The organism is Streptomyces sp. NPDC047525 (assembly GCF_040643025.1).
GTDB lineage: Bacteria > Actinomycetota > Actinomycetes > Streptomycetales > Streptomycetaceae > Streptomyces > Streptomyces durmitorensis.
In genome coordinates this window covers 26,159-45,420 of sequence record NZ_JBEYTL010000008.1, presented here as the reverse complement: position 1 = coordinate 45,420, position 19,262 = coordinate 26,159, and the positions used below count along the sequence as shown (strand labels likewise).

The window sequence follows — 19,262 nt, the reverse complement described above, 5'->3', positions numbered from 1 at the left end:
ATCCTTGGCTGCGTGAAATCCGATCGGCTGCTCTCGATCCTGCTGCTGCTCCAGACCCGCGGGCAGGTCCCCGCCCATGAACTCGCCGACCGTCTCGAAGTCTCCGTACGCACCATCTACCGCGACATCGAGGCGCTCTCCGCCTCCGGCGTCCCGGTGTACGCCGAGCGCGGGCGGCACGGGGGCATCGCGCTCCTGCCCGGGTTCCGCACCGACGTCACGGGGCTCACGGCGGACGAGTCCCGGGCGCTGTTCATCCTGGCCGCCCAGGGCGCGCACGCCGCGCTCGGACTCGGGGACGCGATCGGCTCCGCGCTGCGCAAGGTGATGGCGGCCCTGCCCGCACCGCACCGTCCCGCCGCCGAGCTGACGAGCCGGCGCATCCTCGTCGACGCGGCGCGCTGGATGCCGGGGCCGCGCGGATCGGATCCGGTCACCGCCGACCTCGACGTGCTGCAGGACGCCGTCTTCTCCGACCGGCGGCTGCGGCTGCGCTACCGGCACAGCGGCGACGCGGAGCCGAGCACGTACACGGTGGATCCCTACGGCCTCGTCTCCAAGGCGGGGGTCTGGTACCTGGTCGCCGACCGGCGCGGCACGCCCCAGCTCTTCCGCGCCGACCGGGTGCGGGCGGCGACCCTCACGGACCTGCCCGTGCGGCGCAGGCCCGGTGTTGAACTCGCCGACGTCTGGCGTGTGCTGAAGCGCCAGGTCGAAGACCGTCCGGTCGGCGTCGACGTGACCGCGCGGGTCGCGCGCGACCGGTTCGCCCAGTTCCTGCGCCTGAAGGGTCAGTTCCTCAGCGCACGTCCCGAGGACGACGGGGAGAGCGAGTGGATCACCGTCCGGCTCGGTTTCGGCGTCGTCGGTGACGCCCGCACGCTGCTCCCGTTCGCCGCGAGCGTGGAGGTGCTCTCGCCGCCCGAGGTGCGGGCCGAGCTGGAGCGCGCCGCCGCCGCGGTCACCGGTCTGTACGCAGGAAACGGCTCAGCTCGCCGGTGAGTTCGGCGGGCGCGTCCTCCTGTACGAGATGTCCCGCGCCCTCGATCAGACGCAGCTGCGCGCCGGGGATCAGCTTGGCGAGCTCGTGGCCGCGCTCGACCGGGATCCAGCTGTCGTCCGTGCCCCAGCAGATGAGGACGGGCAGCGCCAACTCCCCGTACCGGCCCTGGATCTCGTCGGTGAACCGCTGGTCGTTCTGCTCGATCTGCCGGTAGAACGCGGGCCTGCCCTCCTGTGTGCACCAGGGCTCGACCAGGCGGTCGAGCACCGCGGGGTGCAGGCCGCGGTGGCTCGCCGAACCGACGTAACTGCGCACCAGTGCCTCGTGCAGGGCGGGCGGCAGCTGGGCGAAGACGTCGGCGTTCGCGCCGAGCAGGCGGTAGGCGGGGGAGCCCCAGGGGGCGAGGGCCACCGGGTCGACGACGGCGAGGCGTTCATAGCGGGCGCCGTGCAGGAGGTGGGCGCGCAGCGCGACGCAGCCGCCGAAGTCGTGGGCCACGACGGCGGGTTCGTCCAGGCCCCAGTGCGTGAGGAGTTCGGCGAGCACACGGGCCTGCGCGGCCAGGGTCACGTCCTGCCCGGAGCGCATCTCCGACGTTCCGTAGCCGGGCAGGTCCCATGCGTACACGCGGTGCTCGCGGGAGAGCGCGCGGGCCACGCCCCGCCAGACGTACGACGAGAAGGGCGTGCCGTGGACCAGGACGACGGGCGGCGCGTCCTCGGGGCCCAGCGCGGTCCAGCGGACGGCGCCGGTCGGTCCTGCGAAGGTCTGGTCGAGCGTCCAGTCGCGGTCGGTCGTCATGACCGTAAGGCTAGTAGCTCCTTACGGGAGAGTCGAGGCTCGCGGGGCGTACGTCGTTTCCCCGGTCACCGCTCGTCCAGCCAGTGGCGCCGCCCGAGCGAGACCAGGCGCAGCTGCCGGCGCGCACTGGCGGCCACTCGCTCCTCGGTGTCGGGCGACGCCTCCAGGAGCGCGGACGCGGTCATCACCATGTGGTCGACGTACATCCTGGCCAGCATCAGGAGGTCGTCCTCGTCCCAGCCCGCCGACTCGGGCTCCCGGGCGAACTGGTCCTTCACCTCCCGTGCGAACAGGGTGAGTTGATCGCCTATCGCGGAGCGCACGGCCTGTACTCCGCCGTGCTGCTCGCGCGCGATGAAGCGGACGTGGGCGGGGTGGGTGCGCACGTAGGCGACGATCAACTCGACCGTGGCCGCGATGCGTTCCTCGCCCTCGTCGTCGCCCTCGCTGTCACCGGTCGCCGCCAGGAGCGCGACGAGCGTGGTGTGCAGGCTGCTCAGAGCTTCCTCGACCAGGGCCACACCCAGGTCGGCCATGTCGCGGAAGTGACGGTAGAAGGCGGTGGGGGCCACACCCACGGCGCGGGTGACCTCGCGCAGGCCCAGGCTGCTCAGGCTCTGCTCCTCGAGCAGCTGGAGCGCCGCGTCCAGGAGTGCCTGCCGGGTTTTCTGCTTCTGGGCCTGCCGGATGCCGAGAGTGTGACTCATGCCATGCAGTTAACAACTGTTCTCCGAGATTGGGAAGCCGGAGAGGCGGTAGACTCCAGAGTCAGTGAACAGTTGTTACCACAAGCGTTCACCGAATTCTCAACGAGAGGCATCCCATGTTGTTCCTCGTCGCCGCTCTCCTGCTGCTCGGTGTGGCACTGGGCTCCGTTGCCCACGCGCCGCTCCCCGTCACCCTCGTCGCCGCCGTCGTCATCGGCGTCTGGCTCATGGTGTTCGCGGTCCGCGAGCGCCGCGCGGGCCGCCGGTCCTGAGCGCGCCACTGGTCCTGGGCGCGCCACCACCCCGGAGCGCGCCACCACTGATCCGTACGGCACCTGCAAGGAGTCGCACCATGGAACTCACCACCCTCACCCGCAAGCCCACCACTGCTTCCACCGCCGCCCCCGCCCCCGCGCCCGTCCCCACCCCCACCGGCCGGCGTGACACCGACGGCATGGCCGTCGCCTCGTTCGTCCTCGGCCTGCTCGGGCTGCTCGTCCTCAACCTCTTCCTCGGCCCGATCGCGATCGTCCTCGCGGGCATCGCGCTCCTGCGCGGGACCAGCCGAAAGGGCCGCGCGCTCCTCGGACTCGGGCTCGGTGTGGCCGATCTCGTCGTCCTCGCCGTGCTGATGTCCATGGACAACACCGTGTCGTGGGGTCTCGCGGGCTGACACCGCTTGGACGCGGGGCCCCGCGAGGCTCGTAGAATCGTGCCCACCATGGCCTACCTCGACCACGCAGCGACCACTCCGATGCTCCCGGAGGCGATCGCGGCGATGACCGCCCAGCTCGCCGTCACCGGCAACGCGTCCTCATTGCATGCCGCGGGGCGCCGGGCGCGACGCACCGTCGAGGAGGCCCGCGAGACGCTCGCCGAGTCGCTCGGCGCGCGCCCCAGCGAGACCGTCTTCACCGCGGGCGGCACCGAGGCCGACAACCTCGCCGTGAAGGGCCTGTACTGGGCGCGGCGCGACGCCGACCCCGCGCGCACCCGGGTCCTCTCCAGCCCCGTCGAGCACCACGCCGTCCTCGACGCCGTGCACTGGCTCGGCGAGCACGAGGGCGCCACCGTCGAGTACCTCCCCGTCGACACGTACGGCCGGGTGCACCCCGAGGCGCTGCGCGAGGCGATCGAGCGCAACCCCGACGACGTCGCCCTCGCCACCGTCATGTGGGCCAACAACGAGATCGGCACCATCCAGCCGATCCGCGAACTCGCAGACGTGGCAGCGGAGTTCGACATCCCGCTGCACGCCGACGCGGTGCAGGCCTTCGGTCAGGTGCCCGTCGACTTCGGCGCATCGGGCCTCGCAGCGATGACCGTCTCCGGGCACAAGATCGGCGGTCCGTACGGCATCGGGGCGCTGCTCCTGGGCCGTGAGTACAGCCCCGTGCCCGTCCTGCACGGCGGCGGGCAGGAGCGTCATGTGCGCTCCGGGACGCTCGACGTGCCCGCGATCGCCGCGTTCGCGGTGGCGGGGCGGCACGCCGCCGGGCAGCGCGAGTGGTTCGCCCGCGAGATCGGCGCGCTGCGGGACGATCTGGTCTCCGCCGTGCGCGAGGCGGTCCCCGGCGCGATCCTGGGGGGAGACCCGGTCGACCGCCTGCCCGCGAACGCGCACTTCACCTTCCCCGGCTGCGAGGGGGACTCCCTCCTGCTGCTGCTCGACGCCCAGGGCATCGAGTGCTCCACCGGCTCGGCGTGCACGGCGGGAGTGGCCCAGCCGAGCCACGTCCTGCTCGCCACCGGGACCGACCCCGACCTGGCCCGCGGCACACTCCGCTTCTCTCTCGGGCACACCTCGACGAAGGCGGACGTGGCGGCGGTGGCCCGGGCGATCGGCCCGGCGGTGGAACGGGCGCGGACGGCGGGGCTGAGCTGAGTCCGGCCTCCTGTGGCACCGGCTTGGTCCCGGTTCGCGGCGATATGTGACGAGGGTGACGCACGACTCGGTTGATCCCGCCCGGAGTTGATGCCGGTTTCGGCCGCTATCGGGCGGACAGGCGCAGGAGCGGGCTACGGCGCCCACAGTCCGCCGATCTATGCTTGCCGCTCGCGAGTCCGCTCCGCGCGTTCGGGGCTGCACGACAACCCCCTCATGGAGTTCACATTGAAGGCGAACCTCCGCTCTCGCATCGCCGCGCGGCTCGGGCGCATCTATCTCTCCAGGATCCAGAAGAACGGGATCAGCGCCTCGGCGATCTCGCGGCTGCCCGAGCCCCTGCTGGCACCGATGCGCCGCGACGGGCTCGACCCGGTGGCCCGGCTCACCGAGCACCAGGCGGAGCAGCCGGTCTCCAAGGTGCCGCTGCCGTTCGGCATGGACGCCTGGGTGGTCACCGGCTACGACGAGGTGAAGGCCGTCCTCGGCGCGACCGGCGGCTTCAGCAACGACTTCACGAACCTCGCGGGCAACGCGGGCGTGGTCGAGGACCACAACCCCGGTGGCCTCGGCTTCAGCGACCCGCCGGTCCACACGCATCTGCGCCGCATCCTCACGCCCGAGTTCACGATGCGCAGGCTGCGCCGCCTCACGCCCCGGATCGAGGCCATCGTCGAGGAGCGGCTCGACGCGATGGAGGCCGCCGAAGGGCCCGTCGACCTCGTCGAGGCCTTCGCGCTGCCGATCCCGTCGCTGACGATCTGCGAGCTGCTCGGCGTGCCGTACGAGGACCGCCACGACTTCCAGCAGCTGGCCATGGAGCGCTTCGACCTCTTCGGCGGGGCGACCGCGCCCTTCGGGGCCATATCCGCCTCGCTCTCGTACTTCCGGGACGTCGTCAAGAAGCAGCGCGAGAACCCGGGCGACGGACTGCTCGGCATGATCGTGAAGGAGCACGGCGACACGGTCGACGACGAGGAGCTCGCCGGTCTCGCCGACGGCATCCTCACCGGCGGCTTCGAGACCACCGCGAGCATGGTGGCCCTCGGCTCCCTGCTGCTCCTGCAGGACCCGCGGACCGCCGCACGGCTGCGGGACGACGAATCGGCGGCCGCACCCTTCGTCGAGGAGGCGCTGCGCTACCTCACCGTCGTACAGGTGGCCTTCCCGCGGTTCGCCCGCGAGGACATCGAGATAGCCGGGGTGCTCATCCCCAAGGGCGACCTGGTCCTGTGCTCCCTCAGCGGCGGCAACCGCGACGCCAAGTACACCCCCGACGGCGGCGGCTTCGACCCGCACCGCAAGGCCTCGGGCCACCTCGCCTTCGGCTACGGCATCCACCGCTGCATCGGCGCCGAACTGGCCCGCATGGAGCTGCGCGCCGCCTACCCGGCCCTGGTGAAGCGCTTCCCCGGGATGCGGCTCGCGGTCGACCCCGAGGACCTCGCGTTCCGCAAGCTGTCGATCGTGTACGGGGTGGAGTCGCTGCCGGTGCACCTTCGGTAGGAGGCGTCACCCGGCCACCTTTGGCAGGGCGCGTCACCCGAGCGCGGTGCGCGCCTTCCGTACCAGCCGCAGATACCGGTCCCAGTCCCAGTGCGGCCCGGGATCCGTGTGGTCCGTGCCCGGCACCTCCACGTGCCCGATGATGTGCTTCCGGTCCACCGGGATGTCGTACCGCTCGCAGATGCCGGCCGTGAGGCGCGCCGACGACTCGTACATGGCATCGGTGAACGAGGACTTCCGGTCGACGAAGCCCTCGTGCTCGATGCCGATGCTCCGTTCGTTGTAGCCCTTGTTCCCCGCGTGGAACGCCACGTCCAGCTCGCGGATCATCTGGGCGACGTGCCCGTCCTTGCGCACCACGTAATGGGCCGCCGCGCCGTGCGCCGGGTCCTTGAACACCCTCAGCGCCGTCGCGTACCCGCCCTGCACCACGTGGATGACGACCATGTCGATTCCGTAGTCGTCGGGGCGGTCCGCGCGGCGCCAGTTGTAGTCGGACGCGGCGACCCACTGGGCGCCCCGGGCGTCGACCTCGCCCTCCTTGCGCTTCTTGACGACGCCGGGCAGCCGCCACCACAGGCGGCCCAGCTGGTCCGAAGCGAGCGCGGCCGTGCCGACGGCCGCCGCCGCGCCGCCGATCAGGAGCGTCCGCCGGTTGACGCCCCGGCGTCCCCGCTCCGGCCCCGCCGTCGTGTCCTTTTCTTCCCCCATGTGATCGTCAACGCTTACTCACGGGCGGCTGGTTCCCGCGGGCCCGTACCCTGTTAGAGCTATGACTGAGAACCGGACCCCGCAGCACCCCCGCCCCCTTCGCGTACTCGCCGCCATGTCGGGCGGCGTGGACTCCGCCGTCGCCGCCGCGCGCGCCGCCGAAGCAGGGCACGACGTGACCGGAGTGCACCTGGCACTCTCGGCGAACCCGCAGTCGTTCCGCACGGGCGCGCGAGGCTGCTGCACCATCGAGGACTCCCGCGACGCCCGCCGCGCCGCGGACGTCATCGGCATCCCCTTCTACGTCTGGGACCTGGCCGAGCGGTTCCGCGAGGACGTCGTCGACGACTTCATCGCCGAGTACGAGGCGGGGCGCACCCCCAACCCGTGCCTCCGCTGCAACGAGAAGATCAAGTTCGCGGCGCTCCTGGACAAGGCGCTCGCACTGGGCTTCGACGCGGTCGTCACCGGCCACTACGCCACGGTCGTCGTGAACGACGACGGCACGCGCGAGCTGCACCGCGCATCGGACATGGCCAAGGACCAGTCGTACGTCCTGGGGGTCCTTGACGACCGCCAGCTCGCCCACGCGATGTTCCCCCTCGGTGACACGCTCACCACCAAGGAGGAGATCCGCGCGGAGGCCGAGGAGCGGGGCCTGGCCGTCGCCAAGAAGCCCGACAGCCACGACATCTGCTTCATCGCCGACGGCGACACCCAGGGCTTCCTCGCGGACCGCCTCGGCAAGGCGGAGGGCGACATCGTCGACGCCGACGGCAACAAGCTGGGCACCCACGAGGGCGCCTTCGGCTACACCATCGGCCAGCGCAAGGGCCTGCGGATCGGCACCCCGGCCCCCGACGGCAAGCCGCGCTACGTCCTGGACATCTCCCCGGTGAACAACACGGTGACGGTCGGCCCGGCGGCCGCCCTGGACGTCACGGGCCTGACGGCCATCAAGCCCCGCTGGTGCGGAGTGGCCCCCTCCGGGCCCGGCACGTACACCGCGCAGCTGCGGGCGCACGGCGGCGAGACGCCGGTGCGCGCGGAGCTGGTCGACGGCTCGGAGCTGCGGGTGTCCTTCGACGAGCCGGTGAGGGGCGTGGCACCCGGCCAGGCGATCGTGCTGTACGACGGCACGCGCGTGGTGGGGTCGGCGACGATCGCGACGACGGAGAGGGCCACGGCGGCGGCCTAGCCCCTCCGTCCGTCTCGCTCGCTAGTCGGCCGCTTCCACTTCGTACGCGTAGAAGCAGAAGTGGTCCTTGATCTGCGCCACCGCCTCCTTGGGCTCGGGGTAGGCCCACACCGCGTCCTTGGCGTCCTCGGAGCCGGGCAGCGACCAGTAGGACGCCGTTCCCTTGAACGGGCAGTACGTGGTCGTGTCCGAGGGGGTCAGGAGATCGGTGCGCACGTCCTGAGGCGGGAGGTAGTGGCGCACCGGGTAGCCCGTCTCGCGCAGCAGCAGCGGGCGTCGGCTCTCGGCCACGACCTGGCCGTCCCGCACCACCCGTACGAGGTCGGTGCCCTGCTCGATGGTGATCGTGTGTCCTGCTGTCACCGTGGTCTCCTTCTGTGAGCGGCCGCGTCCCACCCAGTCTGTGCCGGATCGTACGGTGAAGCCATGAACATCTGTGTCTTCCTCTCCGCAGCCGACCTCCCCGACCGCTACACCCGCCCCGCGCGCGAATTCGCCGAGCTGCTCGGCAGGGGCGGCCACACCCTGGTGTGGGGCGGTTCGGAGAGCGGCCTGATGAAGGTCGTCGCCGACGGAGTGCAGGAGGCCGGCGGGCGGCTCGTCGGGGTCTCGGTGGACTTCCTCGCGGCCAAGGCCAGGGACGTCTCCGCGCCCGACGAGATGGTGATCGCGCGCGACCTCGCCGAGCGCAAGGCGCTGCTCCTGGAGAAGTCCGACGCAGTGGTGATCATGGTCGGCGGCACGGGCACGCTGGACGAGGCCACCGAGATCCTCGAACTGAAGAAGCACGGCAAGCACACCAAGCCGGTGGTCCTGCTCAACTCGGCGGGCTTCTACGACGGCTTGAAGGAGCAGTTCCAGCGCATGGAGGACGAGGGCTTCCTGCCGGTGCCGCTGACCGGTCTCGTCTTCTTCGCCGAGGAGCCGGTCGGCGCGCTCGCCCACCTCGAGGAGTCCATGGGCGTGCGCTGACCTGCACCTGCCGGGGTGCGACGATGGACGCATGGCAACACATATGATCACCGGGGCGGGCTCAGGCATCGGCGCGGCCGTCGCCCGCCGCCTCCACGCACGCGGCGACGCCCTCGTCCTGCACGCACGGGACGCGGGCCGCGCGAAGGAACTGGCCGCGCAATTCCCCGGGGCGGACACGCTCGTGGGCGACCTCTCCGACCCGGACAAGCTCTCCTGGGCGTTCGGCCACCAGTCGCTGCCCGACCGGGTGGACTCCCTGCTCCACATCGCGGGCGTCGTCGACCTGGGCCGGGTCGGTGACCTCACCCCCAAGTCCTGGCGCCACCAGCTCAACGTCAACCTCATCGCCCCCGCCGAGCTGACCCGGCACTTCCTGCCCCAACTCCGCGTCGCCCAGGGCCACGTGGTCTTCGTCAACTCGGGCGCGGGCCTGAGCGCCCACGCCGACTGGTCCGCCTACGCCGCCTCCAAGCACGGCCTCAAGGCCCTGGCCGACGCCCTGCGCGCCGAGGAACACGCGAACGGCGTCCGGGTCACCTCCGTCTACCCGGGCCGCACGGCCAGCGCCATGCAGGCCAAGGTCCACCAGCAGGAGGGCAAGGCGTACGACCCCTCCCGCTTCATCGACCCGGAGTCGGTGGCCACGACGATCCTGATGGCGATCGACCTGCCGCGCGACGCCGAGGTCAACGACCTGACGGTGCGGCCGGGACAGTGACCGACATCAGTTGGGGCCCGGCCACCGGCATCGGGTCCATGCCGGGCGGCGACGCCCGAGAGACCGCGAAGACCGTCACGGGCAGCTTCGAGGAGTTCCCGTATCTGGCGGAGCTGCCCGCGCGGGGGCCGGGCGCCGACATGATCGGCCGGACCGCAGGAATGCTGGTCGAGCTCTACGCGCGCGTGGAGCCCAGCGGCTGGCGGATCGGCGACCGGCCGGGGCGGGACACGCGCCGCGCGAAGGCGTGGCTCGGCGAAGACCTCGACGCCCTGGAGGAGTTCACCCAGGGGTACGAAGGCCCGGTCAAGGTGCAGGCCGTCGGGCCGTGGACGCTGGCGGCAGCCCTGGAGTTGAAGAACGGCGAGTCCGCGCTCTCCGACCCCGGCGCCTGCCGTGACCTGGCAGGATCCCTCGCCGAGGGCCTGCGCGCCCACCTCGCGGACGTACGCCGCAGGATCCCCGGCGCCCAGATCGTGCTGCAGCTCGACGAGCCCTCGCTCGTCGCCGTCCTGCGCGGACACATCAAGACGGCGAGCGAGTACCGCACCCACCGCGCCGTGGACCGGCAGCTCGTGGAGAGCACCCTGCGCGACGTCATCGGCGTCCACGCGGACGGGCCCGCCGTCGTGCACTCCTGCGCGCCCGACGTGCCGTTCGCGCTCCTGCGCCGAGCCGGGGCCGACGCGATCTCGTTCGACTTCTCGCTCCTCACCGAGCGTGACGACGAGGCGATCGGTGAGGCCGTCGAGGGGGGCACGAAGCTCTTCGCCGGTGTCGTGGCGGGCGTGGACGGCTCATTGTCAGACCCTGCCGGTAGCGTCATGGGTGTCAGGACGCTGTGGCGCAGGCTGGGGCTGAATCCGGGTTCTCTCGCGGAGTCGGTCGTGGTCACTCCGTCGTGCGGGCTCGCAGGGGCTTCCCCCGCGTACGCGCGCGCGGTGCTCGCCCACTGCGCCCGGGCGGCGAGATCACTCGCGGACAACCCTGAGTAATTGGGTATGACGTAACGGGAGGACGAAACGGTGGCTGTCGAACAGCAAGGCTCTGTGCCCGCCGAGGCACGGGATCAGCACGCCCAGCTGGCCGAACAGATCGAGGAGCACCGCTTCCGGTACTACGTGAACGACCAACCGGTCGTCAGCGACGCCGAGTTCGACAAGCTCCTTCGCTCGCTCGAGGCCCTGGAGGAGCAGTATTCCGAGCTGCGCACCCCCGATTCGCCCACCCAGAAGGTCTCCGGGGCGTACGAGACCGAGTTCACCTCGGTGCAGCACCGCGAGCGCATGCTCTCCCTGGACAACGCCTTCGACGACGAGGAGCTCGCCGCCTGGGCCGACCGCGTGGCCAAGGAGGTCGGCACCGGTGATTACCACTTCCTGTGCGAACTGAAGGTCGACGGCCTCGCCGTGAACCTCACGTACGAGGACGGCAAGCTCACGCGCGCGGCCACCCGCGGCGACGGCCGCACCGGCGAGGACATCACACCGAACGTCCGCACCATCGCGGACATCCCGGACCGCCTCAAGGGCGACAACATCCCCGCCCTGGTCGAGATCCGCGGCGAGGTCTTCTTCCCCATGGAGAAGTTCGAGGAGCTGAACGCCCGCCTGGTGGAGGCGGGCGACAAGCCCTTCGCCAACCCGCGCAACGCGGCGGCGGGTTCGCTGCGCCAGAAGGACCCGCGCGTCACCGCGACGCGCCCGCTGCACATGGTGGTGCACGGCATCGGCGCCCGCGAGGGCTTCGACATCGACTGCCTCAGCCACGCCTATGAGCTCCTCCACGGCTGGGGCCTGCCCACCGCCCAGCACAACAAGGTGGTCCAAGGGCTCGACGGCGTGCGGGAGTTCATCACGTACTTCGGCGAGAACCGCCACTCGGTGGCGCACGAGATCGACGGCGTCGTCGTGAAGCTGGACGAGATCCCGCTCCAGGGCCGCCTCGGCTCGACGTCGCGGGCCCCGCGCTGGGCGATCGCCTGGAAGTACGCCCCCGAGGAGGTCAACACCAAGCTGGTCAACATCCGCGTGGGCGTCGGCCGCACCGGCCGCGTCACGCCGTACGCCCAGGTGGAGCCCGTGACTGTCGCGGGATCCGAGGTCGAGTTCGCCACCCTGCACAACCAGGACGTGGTGAAGAAGAAGGGCGTCTTCATCGGGGACACGGTCGTCCTGCGCAAGGCGGGCGACGTCATCCCGGAGATCCTCGGCCCCGTCGTCGACCTGCGCGACGGCACCGAGCGGGAGTTCGTGATGCCCGCCGAGTGCCCGGAGTGCGGGACGGCGCTGCGGCCGATGAAGGAGGGCGACATCGACCTCCGGTGCCCCAACGCCCAGTCCTGCCCCGCCCAGTTGCGCGAGCGGCTCTTCTACCTCGCGGGCCGCAAGAGCCTGGACATCGAGAACTTCGGGTATGTGGCCGCCGCCGCGCTCACCAAGCCCCTGGAGCCGTCCGAGCCGCCGATTCTCGACGAGGGCGACATCTTCGACCTGACCATCGAGCGCCTCCTGCCCATCAAGGCGTACGTACTGGATCAGGACAGCGGTCTGCCCAAGCGGGACCCCAAGACGGGCGAGGAGAAGATCGCCACGATCTTCGCCAACCAGCAGGGCGAGGCCAGGAAGAACGCCGTTTCGATGCTGGAGAACATCGCGGCGGCCAAGGAGCGCCCGCTCGCGCGGATCATCACGGGCCTGTCCATCCGCCATGTCGGCCCGGTCGCCGCGGAGGCGCTCGCCCGCGAATTCCGGTCGATCGACCGCATCGAGCAGGCCACGGAGGAGGAGCTCGCCGCCGTGGAGGGCGTGGGCCCGACCATCGCCGCCTCCCTGAAGCAGTGGTTCGAGGAGGACTGGCACCGGGAGATCCTGCGCAAGTGGCGCGCGGCCGGGGTCCGCATGGAGGAAGAGGGCGGGGGTGAGGACGAGGGGCCGCGACCGCTCGAAGGACTCACCGTCGTCGTGACCGGAACGCTGGAGAACCACACGCGGGATGGCGCAAAAGAGGCGTTGCAGAGCCGGGGAGCAAAGGTCACCGGTTCCGTTTCGAAGAAGACAGCATTCGTGGTTGTGGGCGACAATCCCGGCTCGAAGTACGACAAGGCGATGCAGCTGAAGGTTCCGGTTCTCAACGAGGAAGGCTTCGCCGTCCTGCTGGAACAGGGACCGGACGCGGCGGCGGAAGTCGCGCTTCCGACCGAGGAGTAGCGGTTGAAAGCCACCCGTTCAGCGCATACCAGAGGCATACGGGTGGCCGGGTCGCATTCGGGCAACCGTAGTGGACCGCTGCCCGTAGAAGCCTTCTGCGGCCTACTGTTGAGGTGTGCGCCTGCCGTGCCCCGCTGCGATTGGGGTATCCCCTGCTCATCGGGAGCAAGGGAAGGAGTTTCAGACGCGGCTGACTTCTGGACCGAGTCCGCGTGGCGTGGGCACCGCCGGCTGTGAGAGGGACGGGAATGGAACCGACCGAGAGCGCCGCACCGGACTCCCGGCTGCGCGCGCGCCTGCGGCGCGGACCGGGCGCGTGGCTCAGCGGACGCAGAGCGGAACGGGAGGCGCGCGAAGCCGAGAGCAGGCGCCCCGCCGTCCCGAGCACCGCAGTTGAGCGCCGCGAACGGGCGTGGAGCACCGTCGGCGGGTACGGCACACAGGAACTCGACGTGGGCGAGGCCTCGGGCGGCAGGGACGCGGCGGGGCCCTGCTCCGCCAAGTCCGGCGCCGACGGACGGCGCAGGACGCTCTGGCGCGGTTCCGAGGCGCACGGCCCGGACGACCCGTCCGGCGAGCGCGACCCCTGGCCGGTGCTTCCGGTTGCCGTCGTGGCCGTCGCCGCCGTCGTGCTCGGCACGGGCTTCTTCCACGCGTTCACCGGACGCAGCACGCTCTTTCCCTCCGGCACGGTCGGCTGGTCCCTCGCCGTCCTCACGGGCCTGATCGTCGGCCACCTCGTCGCGCTCGGCCGCGACCGCTGGTGGGGCGGCACCGGCTCGGGCGGCGCACTCACCGTCGCGGTGCTCCTGCTGTACGGCTGGGTGCCCGCCGGAATGGTCAGCCTCACCGTCGTCGTCCTGGTCGGCATCGCGCGCCGCCACCGCTGGCGCCAGGGCATCCTGCACGGCGCCGTCGACATCCTCGGCATCGGCGCGGGCGCGCTCGCCATGGCCGCGTTCGGCACGGCGCCGTCGGTGCAGTCGCCCTGGCTCCCCGAGACCTGGGACCTGTACTCGGCCCCCGAAGTGGCGCTCGCCGCGATCGCCTACCTCGTCGTCACCCGCGTCCTGCTCTGGTACGTCCACGCGCCGCGCACCGGCGCCCTGCCCACGGTCACCCGCACCGCCCTGGTCAGACAGGGCCTGGTCGGCGTCGCGCTGCTCGGCATCGCCCCGCTGATCTGCGTGGTCGCGGCCTCGACGCCCATCCTCCTGCCGCTGTTCGCGATCCCCCTCGTCGCCCTCGACTCGACGCTGTGGATCGCGCGGGCCAGGGCCGAGGAGCAGCTGCGCGACCCGCTCACGGGCCTGCCCAACCGGCAGTGGCTGCTCGAACGGACCTGGACGGCCCTGGACGACGCCGAGCGGATCGGGGCGCGCTCCGCCCTGATGCTGATCGACATGGACCGCTTCCGTTCGGTGAACGACACCCTGGGCCACCTCGCGGGCGACCGTCTGCTGCTGCAGATCGCCGACCGGCTGCGCCTCGCCCTGCCGCGCGGTGCGGAGGCCGCACGGCTCGGCGGTGACGAGTTCGCCGTCCTGCTGCCGGTCGCCGACTCCACGACGTCGGCCACCCGCGTGGCCCGGTCGCTCGTCGCGGCCCTCGGCTCGCCCCTCGATCTCGACGGCCTGACGCTGGTCCTGGAGGCCAGCGCCGGGCTCGCCGTCTTCCCCGACCACGCGATGGACGCGGAAGGCCTGCTCCGGCGTGCGGACGTCGCGATGTACCAGGCCAAGCGGGACCGCACGGGCGTCGAGGTGTACGAGTCCAAGCGCGACTCCAACACCCCCGACCGGCTCGGCCTGTTGGGCGATCTGCGGCGGGCGCTGGACGCGGGCGACGTCGAGCTCCACTACCAGCCGAAGGTCCAGTTCGACGGTCGCGTCGCGGGCCTCGAGGCGCTGGTGCGGTGGGTGCATCCCGAGCGCGGAAAGGTGCCGCCGGACGAGTTCATCGCCATAGCGGAGTCGTCCGGGCTCATGCCGCACCTGACGGAGTACGTCCTGGAGACGGCCCTCGCCCAGGTGGCGAAGTGGCAGGCGATGGGGCTCAAGGTCCCCGTCGCGGTGAACGTCTCGCCGCGCGACGTCCATACCCCCGGCTTCGCCGGAGCGGTCGCCGCACGCCTCGCCCGGCACGGGGTGCCCGCGGGAGCGCTCCAACTGGAGATAACGGAACACGTCCTCCTCGAGGACCCGCAGCGGGCCGCGGACACGCTGGCCGGTCTGACCGGCCACGGGGTCAAGATGTCGCTCGACGACTTCGGCACGGGGTACTCGTCCCTGGTGCACCTGAGGCGGCTGCCGGTCAGCGAGCTGAAGATCGACCGCTCGTTCGTGGCGCGGCTTGCCATCGACAACGAAGACGCGGAGATCGTCCGCTGCACCGTCGACCTCGCACACTCCCTGGGACTGCTCGTCGTCGCCGAGGGCGTCGAGGACGACGAGACGTGGGAGCGGTTGCGCGACCTGGGGTGCGACGCCGTGCAGGGATGGCTCGTCGCCGCCGCGATGCCGCCGGACGAGACGACCGCCTGGCTGCGGGCGCGGGGCTCGCGCGGCTGGCGCAGGCCGGTGGATGTCGCAGCCGAGGAGGCGGCGGCCGCGGCGGAGGCCGAGACCGGGGCCGACATCGTGAAGTAGCCGCGGGGCGATCGAGTGGGCGGCGGGCGGCACAGACAGCGCCCCGCCGCCGGGAGTGAGAGGCGGCCCGGCCCTCCGGGAACCCGCCAGGACCCCTGCCAAGGGAATCCGTTTCACGTGCACGGGGTGCGGCCCCATAGGATTGGGCCACAAACCACACACTCACCCCCAGAGGATCGCCGCATGCCTGGCATTACGCGCGAGGAGGTCGCCCACCTCGCCCGCCTTGCACGTCTGGAGCTGAAGGCAGAAGAGCTCGACCACTTCGCCGGACAGCTCGACGACATCATCGGCGCGGTCGCCCGCGTCTCCGAGGTCGCCGACCAAGACGTACCGCCGACCTCCCACCCGCTGCCGCTGACGAACGTCATGCGCGCGGACGAGGTCCGTCCGTCGCTCACCCCCGAGCAGGCGCTCTCCGGAGCCCCGGCCCAAGAGCAGCAGCGTTTCAAGGTGCCGCAGATCCTGGGGGAGGACTAACCCACCATGACGGACAGCAAGATCGACATCATCAGGCTCACCGCCGCCGAGATCGCCTCCAGGATCGCCTCCGGCGAGCTCACGGCCGTCGAGGTCACCGAGGCCCACCTCGCCCGCATCGAGGCCGTCGACGAGAAGGTGCACGCCTTCCTGCACGTCGACCGTGAGGGCGCGCTCGCGCAGGCCCGCGCCATCGACGCCAAGCGGGAGAAGGGCGAGAAGCTCGGCCCGCTGGCCGGCGTCCCGCTCGCGCTCAAGGACATCTTCACCACCGAGGGCGTTCCGACCACGGTCGGTTCCAAGATCCTCGAAGGCTGGATCCCGCCGTACGACGCGACCGTCACGCGCAAGCTGAAGGAAGCCGGCGTCGTCATCCTCGGCAAGACCAACATGGACGAGTTCGCCATGGGGTCCTCCACCGAGAACAGCGCGTACGGCCCCACCGGCAACCCGTGGGACCTCACCCGCATCCCCGGCGGCTCGGGCGGCGGCTCCAGCGCCGCGCTCGCGTCGTACGAGGCCCCCCTCGCCATCGGCACGGACACCGGCGGCTCCATCCGCCAGCCCGCGGCCGTCACCGGCACGGTCGGCGTCAAGCCCACCTACGGCGGCGTCTCGCGCTACGGCATGGTGGCGTTCTCGTCATCGCTCGACCAGGGCGGCCCCTGTGCCCGCACGGTCCTCGACGCGGCCCTGCTGCACGAGGTCATCGCCGGGCACGACGAGCTCGACTCGACGTCCATCGACGCCCCGGTGCCCTCGGTCGTCGAGGCGGCCCGCAACGGCTCCGTACAGGGCATGCGCGTCGGTGTCGTCAAGCAGTTCGCGGGCGAGGGCTACCAGGCCGGTGTCGTCCAGCGCTTCCAGGAGTCGGTGACGCTGCTCAAGGAGCTCGGCGCCGAGATCGTCGAGCTGGACTGCCCGTCCTTCGACCTGGCGCTCTCCGCGTACTACCTGATCGCGCCCTCCGAGTGCTCGTCGAACCTCGCGCGCTTCGACGCCATGCGTTACGGCCTGCGCGTCGGTGACGACGGCACGAAGTCCGCCGAGGACGTCACCGCGCTGACCCGCGAGGCGGGCTTCGGCGACGAGGTCAAGCGCCGCGTCATCCTGGGCACGTACGCCCTGAGCTCCGGCTACTACGACGCGTACTACGGAAGCGCCCAGAAGGTCCGCACCCTGATCACGAAGGACTTCGAGAAGGCCTTCGAGCAGGTCGACGTGATCGTCTCGCCCGCGACGCCCACCACCGCCTTCCCGATCGGCGAGCGTGCCGACGACCCGATGGCGATGTACCTCGCGGACGTGTGCACCATCCCGTCGAACATGGCGGGCAACGCCGCCATGTCGCTGCCCTGCGGCCTCGCGCCGGAGGACGGCCTGCCCGTCGGGCTGCAGATCATCGCCCCGGCCATGAAGGACGACCGCCTTTACAAGGTCGGCGCTGCCGTAGAGGCCGCCTTCGTGGAAAGGTGGGGTCACCCGCTGCTTGAGGAGGCACCGTCACTATGAGTCCGATGACTGCCAAGGCCAAGGGCTTCAAGAAGTCGAAGCCCGGCGCGTACCTGTCGATGGCCACCACCGCCTTCGGTGCGGTGTCCGTCGTCAAGCAGGCCAGGATGGCCCGCAAGGAGAACGACACGCTCCGTCTTGTCGACGCCGCTGTCTCCGCCGCCGCCATCGTCACCGGTCTTGCTCTGCTCTATCGCGAGCTGAAGAAGCTCGGCGACGACGACGTCCTGCTGGGTTGAGAGGGAAAGTTTCACCGTGACTGTCACGACTGACCTGGTGTCGTACGAGGATGCCCTCGCGACGTACGACCCCGTCATGGGCCTTGAGGTCCATGTCGAGCTGGGCACCAAGACCAAGATGTTCTGCGGCTGCTCCACCGAGCTCAAGCAGGACGCCAACAGCCAGACCTGCCCGACCTGTCTCGGACTGCCCGGCGCGCTGCCGGTCGTCAACGAGATCGGCGTCGAGTCCGCCATCAAGATCGGCCTCGCGCTGAACTGCGAGATCGCCGAGTGGTGCCGCTTCGCCCGGAAGAACTACTTCTATCCGGACATGCCGAAGAACTTCCAGACCTCCCAGTACGACGAGCCGATCGCCTTCAACGGCTATCTGGACGTCCAGCTGGAGGACGGCGAGGTCTTCCGCGTGGAGATCGAGCGCGCCCACATGGAGGAGGACACCGGCAAGTCCACGCACGTGGGCGGCGCGACGGGCCGTATCCACGGCGCGTCGCACTCGCTCCTGGACTACAACCGCGCGGGCATCCCGCTCATCGAGATCGTCACCAAGCCGATCGAGGGCGCGGGCGAGCGGGCTCCCGAGGTCGCCAAGGCGTACGTCGCCGAGCTGCGCGAGGTCATCAAGGCGCTCGACGTCTCCGAGGCCCGCATGGACAAGGGCCAGATGCGCTGCGACGTGAACCTCTCCCTGCGTCCGCACGGGCGCGAGGAGTTCGGTACGCGCTCGGAGACGAAGAACGTCAACTCGCTCCGTTCCGTGGAGCGTGCGGCGCGCTTCGAGATCCAGCGCCATGCCGCGGTGCTGAACTCGGGCGGCACGATCATCCAGGAGACCCGTCACTTCCACGAGGAGGACGGCTCCACGACGTCGGGCCGCATCAAGGACAACGCCGAGGACTACCGGTACTTCCCGGAGCCCGACCTCGTCCCGGTGGCCCCGGCCCGTACGTGGGTCGAGGAGCTGCGTGCAGGCCTCCCCGAGATGCCGCGCGTGCGCCGCAACCGCCTCCGCGAGGAGTGGGGCGTCTCGGAGCACGACATGCAGTCGATCCTGAACGCCGGCGCGGTCGACCCGATCGTGGCCACCATCGAGGCGGGCGCCGATTCGGCCGCCGCGCGCAAGTGGTGGATGGGCGAGATGGCCCGCGCGGCGAACGAGTCGGGCAAGGCCCTGGACGAGCTGGGGGTCACCCCGGTGCAGGTCGCCCGGGTCGCCGAGCTCGTCGCCAAGGGCGACCTGAACGACAAGCTGGCCCGTCAGGTCTTCGAGGGCCTCCTGGCCGGCGAGGGCACGCCGGACGAGGTCGTCGAGAAGCGCGGCCTGAAGGTGGTCTCGGACGAGGGCGCTCTGACGACCGCCGTGGACGAGGCGATCGCCGGCAACCCCGCCATCGCGGACAAGATCCGCAGCGGCAAGGTCGCGGCGGCCGGTGCGCTGGTCGGCGCGGTCATGAAGGCGACCCGAGGTCAGGCCGACGCTGCCCGCGTCAAGGAACTGATCCTGGAGAAGCTGGGCGTGGAGGGCTGAGTCCTCTCGCCGGTACGGCCTGAACCGCCGCTTCGCGACGGATCTTTCCCGCCCACCCACTCGATTGCCCTGGGGCGTCGAGTGGGTGGGCGGGGTGCTGTGCGGCCCGCCTTACGCTGGGGAGCATCCGTCCCGCCGAACC

At 71.1% G+C, this 19,262-nt stretch carries 19 protein-coding genes; 15 read left to right on the top strand and 4 right to left on the bottom strand.

Translation table 11 applies throughout. The features are described from left to right. Nucleotides 1-12: 12 nt before the first annotated feature. Nucleotides 13-1,002 carry a YafY family protein gene (locus ABZ833_RS23705; RefSeq protein ID WP_361049760.1) on the top strand — a complete coding sequence of 330 codons (990 nt, stop codon included), beginning with the start codon at nucleotides 13-15 and terminating at the stop codon, nucleotides 1,000-1,002. Here the strand turns inward: ABZ833_RS23705 and ABZ833_RS23700 are convergent. Both ABZ833_RS23700 and ABZ833_RS23695 read right to left on the bottom strand, forming a co-directional pair. After that, nucleotides 962-1,804, bottom strand: coding sequence for an alpha/beta hydrolase (locus tag ABZ833_RS23700; RefSeq protein ID WP_361049758.1), 843 nt, complete (start codon nucleotides 1,802-1,804; stop codon nucleotides 962-964). The genes ABZ833_RS23705 and ABZ833_RS23700 overlap by 41 nt on opposite strands. 65 nt (nucleotides 1,805-1,869) lie before the next feature. After that, the gene (locus ABZ833_RS23695) at nucleotides 1,870-2,511 is read right to left on the bottom strand and encodes a TetR family transcriptional regulator (RefSeq protein WP_361049756.1); all 642 of its coding nucleotides are present in this window, start codon (nucleotides 2,509-2,511) and stop codon (nucleotides 1,870-1,872) included. A gap of 116 nt (nucleotides 2,512-2,627) precedes the next feature. On the opposite strand from ABZ833_RS23695, the gene ABZ833_RS23690 reads away from it, so the two are divergent. The 4 genes from ABZ833_RS23690 to ABZ833_RS23675 all read left to right on the top strand — a co-directional run bounded on the left by ABZ833_RS23690 (nucleotide 2,628) and on the right by ABZ833_RS23675 (nucleotide 5,902). Further along, nucleotides 2,628-2,783, top strand: a complete 156-nt coding sequence (locus ABZ833_RS23690) for a hypothetical protein (protein WP_361049754.1) — start codon at nucleotides 2,628-2,630, stop codon at nucleotides 2,781-2,783. A gap of 182 nt (nucleotides 2,784-2,965) precedes the next feature. Continuing rightward, nucleotides 2,966-3,184, top strand: a complete 219-nt coding sequence (locus ABZ833_RS23685) for a DUF4190 domain-containing protein (RefSeq protein WP_249592821.1) — start codon at nucleotides 2,966-2,968, stop codon at nucleotides 3,182-3,184. A 48-nt stretch (nucleotides 3,185-3,232) separates the two neighbouring features. Further along, entirely contained in the window at nucleotides 3,233-4,396 is a 1,164-nt protein-coding gene (locus ABZ833_RS23680) for a cysteine desulfurase family protein (protein WP_361049752.1), read from the top strand. Between the two features lie 216 nt (nucleotides 4,397-4,612). Beyond that, the gene (locus ABZ833_RS23675; RefSeq protein WP_361049750.1) at nucleotides 4,613-5,902 is read left to right on the top strand and encodes a cytochrome P450; all 1,290 of its coding nucleotides are present in this window, start codon (nucleotides 4,613-4,615) and stop codon (nucleotides 5,900-5,902) included. Nucleotides 5,903-5,935: 33 nt separating this feature from the next. Here ABZ833_RS23675 and ABZ833_RS23670 read toward each other — a convergent pair whose 3' ends face one another. Continuing rightward, a complete protein-coding gene (locus ABZ833_RS23670) occupies nucleotides 5,936-6,613 on the bottom strand; it encodes an N-acetylmuramoyl-L-alanine amidase (protein WP_361049748.1) in 678 nt (225 codons plus the stop codon). Nucleotides 6,614-6,674: 61 nt separating this feature from the next. Between ABZ833_RS23670 and mnmA the strand changes: the two genes are divergently transcribed. After that, entirely contained in the window at nucleotides 6,675-7,811 is a 1,137-nt protein-coding gene (gene mnmA, locus ABZ833_RS23665) for a tRNA 2-thiouridine(34) synthase MnmA (RefSeq protein ID WP_361049746.1), read from the top strand. Nucleotides 7,812-7,832: 21 nt separating this feature from the next. Here the strand turns inward: mnmA and ABZ833_RS23660 are convergent, their stop codons facing one another. After that, nucleotides 7,833-8,174 (bottom strand): DUF427 domain-containing protein, encoded by a 342-nt coding sequence (locus ABZ833_RS23660; RefSeq protein WP_361049744.1) that lies wholly within the window; start codon nucleotides 8,172-8,174, stop codon nucleotides 7,833-7,835. A gap of 63 nt (nucleotides 8,175-8,237) precedes the next feature. Here ABZ833_RS23660 and ABZ833_RS23655 point away from each other — a divergent pair, with 63 nt between their 5' ends. The 9 genes from ABZ833_RS23655 to gatB all read left to right on the top strand — a co-directional run bounded on the left by ABZ833_RS23655 (nucleotide 8,238) and on the right by gatB (nucleotide 19,120). After that, nucleotides 8,238-8,783: a TIGR00730 family Rossman fold protein gene (locus tag ABZ833_RS23655; protein WP_361049742.1), complete on the top strand. Its 546-nt coding sequence runs from the start codon at nucleotides 8,238-8,240 to the stop codon at nucleotides 8,781-8,783. A 31-nt stretch (nucleotides 8,784-8,814) separates the two neighbouring features. Continuing rightward, on the top strand, nucleotides 8,815-9,504 hold the full coding sequence (locus ABZ833_RS23650; RefSeq protein ID WP_361049741.1) for an SDR family oxidoreductase: 690 nt from the start codon (nucleotides 8,815-8,817) through the stop codon (nucleotides 9,502-9,504). Then, the gene (locus ABZ833_RS23645) at nucleotides 9,501-10,499 is read left to right on the top strand and encodes a methionine synthase (RefSeq protein WP_283779082.1); all 999 of its coding nucleotides are present in this window, start codon (nucleotides 9,501-9,503) and stop codon (nucleotides 10,497-10,499) included. The genes ABZ833_RS23650 and ABZ833_RS23645 overlap by 4 nt, the downstream gene beginning before the upstream one ends. 30 nt (nucleotides 10,500-10,529) lie before the next feature. Further along, the gene (gene ligA, locus ABZ833_RS23640; RefSeq protein ID WP_361049740.1) at nucleotides 10,530-12,713 is read left to right on the top strand and encodes an NAD-dependent DNA ligase LigA; all 2,184 of its coding nucleotides are present in this window, start codon (nucleotides 10,530-10,532) and stop codon (nucleotides 12,711-12,713) included. 248 nt (nucleotides 12,714-12,961) lie between these two features. Next, nucleotides 12,962-15,361, top strand: a complete 2,400-nt coding sequence (locus tag ABZ833_RS23635) for a bifunctional diguanylate cyclase/phosphodiesterase (RefSeq protein ID WP_361049738.1) — start codon at nucleotides 12,962-12,964, stop codon at nucleotides 15,359-15,361. Nucleotides 15,362-15,544: 183 nt separating this feature from the next. Next, nucleotides 15,545-15,841 carry an Asp-tRNA(Asn)/Glu-tRNA(Gln) amidotransferase subunit GatC gene (gene gatC / locus ABZ833_RS23630; protein ID WP_010984178.1) on the top strand — a complete coding sequence of 99 codons (297 nt, stop codon included), beginning with the start codon at nucleotides 15,545-15,547 and terminating at the stop codon, nucleotides 15,839-15,841. Nucleotides 15,842-15,847: 6 nt separating this feature from the next. Beyond that, complete coding sequence (gene gatA / locus ABZ833_RS23625) at nucleotides 15,848-17,353, top strand: Asp-tRNA(Asn)/Glu-tRNA(Gln) amidotransferase subunit GatA (protein ID WP_361049735.1); 1,506 nt, start codon at nucleotides 15,848-15,850, stop codon at nucleotides 17,351-17,353. After that, the gene (locus tag ABZ833_RS23620; protein ID WP_361049733.1) at nucleotides 17,350-17,592 is read left to right on the top strand and encodes a hypothetical protein; all 243 of its coding nucleotides are present in this window, start codon (nucleotides 17,350-17,352) and stop codon (nucleotides 17,590-17,592) included. The genes gatA and ABZ833_RS23620 overlap by 4 nt, the downstream gene beginning before the upstream one ends. Nucleotides 17,593-17,608: 16 nt before the next feature. Beyond that, a complete protein-coding gene (gene gatB / locus ABZ833_RS23615) occupies nucleotides 17,609-19,120 on the top strand; it encodes an Asp-tRNA(Asn)/Glu-tRNA(Gln) amidotransferase subunit GatB (protein WP_361049731.1) in 1,512 nt (503 codons plus the stop codon). The last annotated feature ends 142 nt before the right edge of the window (nucleotides 19,121-19,262 follow it).

What these genes read in the sequence shown, in the direction of transcription:
- ABZ833_RS23700 (WP_361049758.1), bottom strand. Translation starts at nt 1,804, where the DNA reads ATGACGACCGACCGCGACTGGACGCTCGACCAGACCTTCGCAGGACCG.
- ABZ833_RS23695 (WP_361049756.1), bottom strand. Translation starts at nt 2,511, where the DNA reads ATGAGTCACACTCTCGGCATCCGGCAGGCCCAGAAGCAGAAAACCCGG.
- ABZ833_RS23690 (WP_361049754.1), top strand. Translation starts at nt 2,628, where the DNA reads ATGTTGTTCCTCGTCGCCGCTCTCCTGCTGCTCGGTGTGGCACTGGGC.
- ABZ833_RS23685 (WP_249592821.1), top strand. Translation starts at nt 2,966, where the DNA reads ATGGCCGTCGCCTCGTTCGTCCTCGGCCTGCTCGGGCTGCTCGTCCTC.
- ABZ833_RS23680 (WP_361049752.1), top strand. Translation starts at nt 3,233, where the DNA reads ATGGCCTACCTCGACCACGCAGCGACCACTCCGATGCTCCCGGAGGCG.
- ABZ833_RS23675 (WP_361049750.1), top strand. Translation starts at nt 4,613, where the DNA reads ATGGAGTTCACATTGAAGGCGAACCTCCGCTCTCGCATCGCCGCGCGG.
- ABZ833_RS23670 (WP_361049748.1), bottom strand. Translation starts at nt 6,613, where the DNA reads ATGGGGGAAGAAAAGGACACGACGGCGGGGCCGGAGCGGGGACGCCGG.
- mnmA (WP_361049746.1), top strand. Translation starts at nt 6,675, where the DNA reads ATGACTGAGAACCGGACCCCGCAGCACCCCCGCCCCCTTCGCGTACTC.
- ABZ833_RS23655 (WP_361049742.1), top strand. Translation starts at nt 8,238, where the DNA reads ATGAACATCTGTGTCTTCCTCTCCGCAGCCGACCTCCCCGACCGCTAC.
- ABZ833_RS23650 (WP_361049741.1), top strand. Translation starts at nt 8,815, where the DNA reads ATGGCAACACATATGATCACCGGGGCGGGCTCAGGCATCGGCGCGGCC.
- ABZ833_RS23635 (WP_361049738.1), top strand. Translation starts at nt 12,962, where the DNA reads ATGGAACCGACCGAGAGCGCCGCACCGGACTCCCGGCTGCGCGCGCGC.
- gatC (WP_010984178.1), top strand. Translation starts at nt 15,545, where the DNA reads ATGCCTGGCATTACGCGCGAGGAGGTCGCCCACCTCGCCCGCCTTGCA.
- gatA (WP_361049735.1), top strand. Translation starts at nt 15,848, where the DNA reads ATGACGGACAGCAAGATCGACATCATCAGGCTCACCGCCGCCGAGATC.
- ABZ833_RS23620 (WP_361049733.1), top strand. Translation starts at nt 17,350, where the DNA reads ATGAGTCCGATGACTGCCAAGGCCAAGGGCTTCAAGAAGTCGAAGCCC.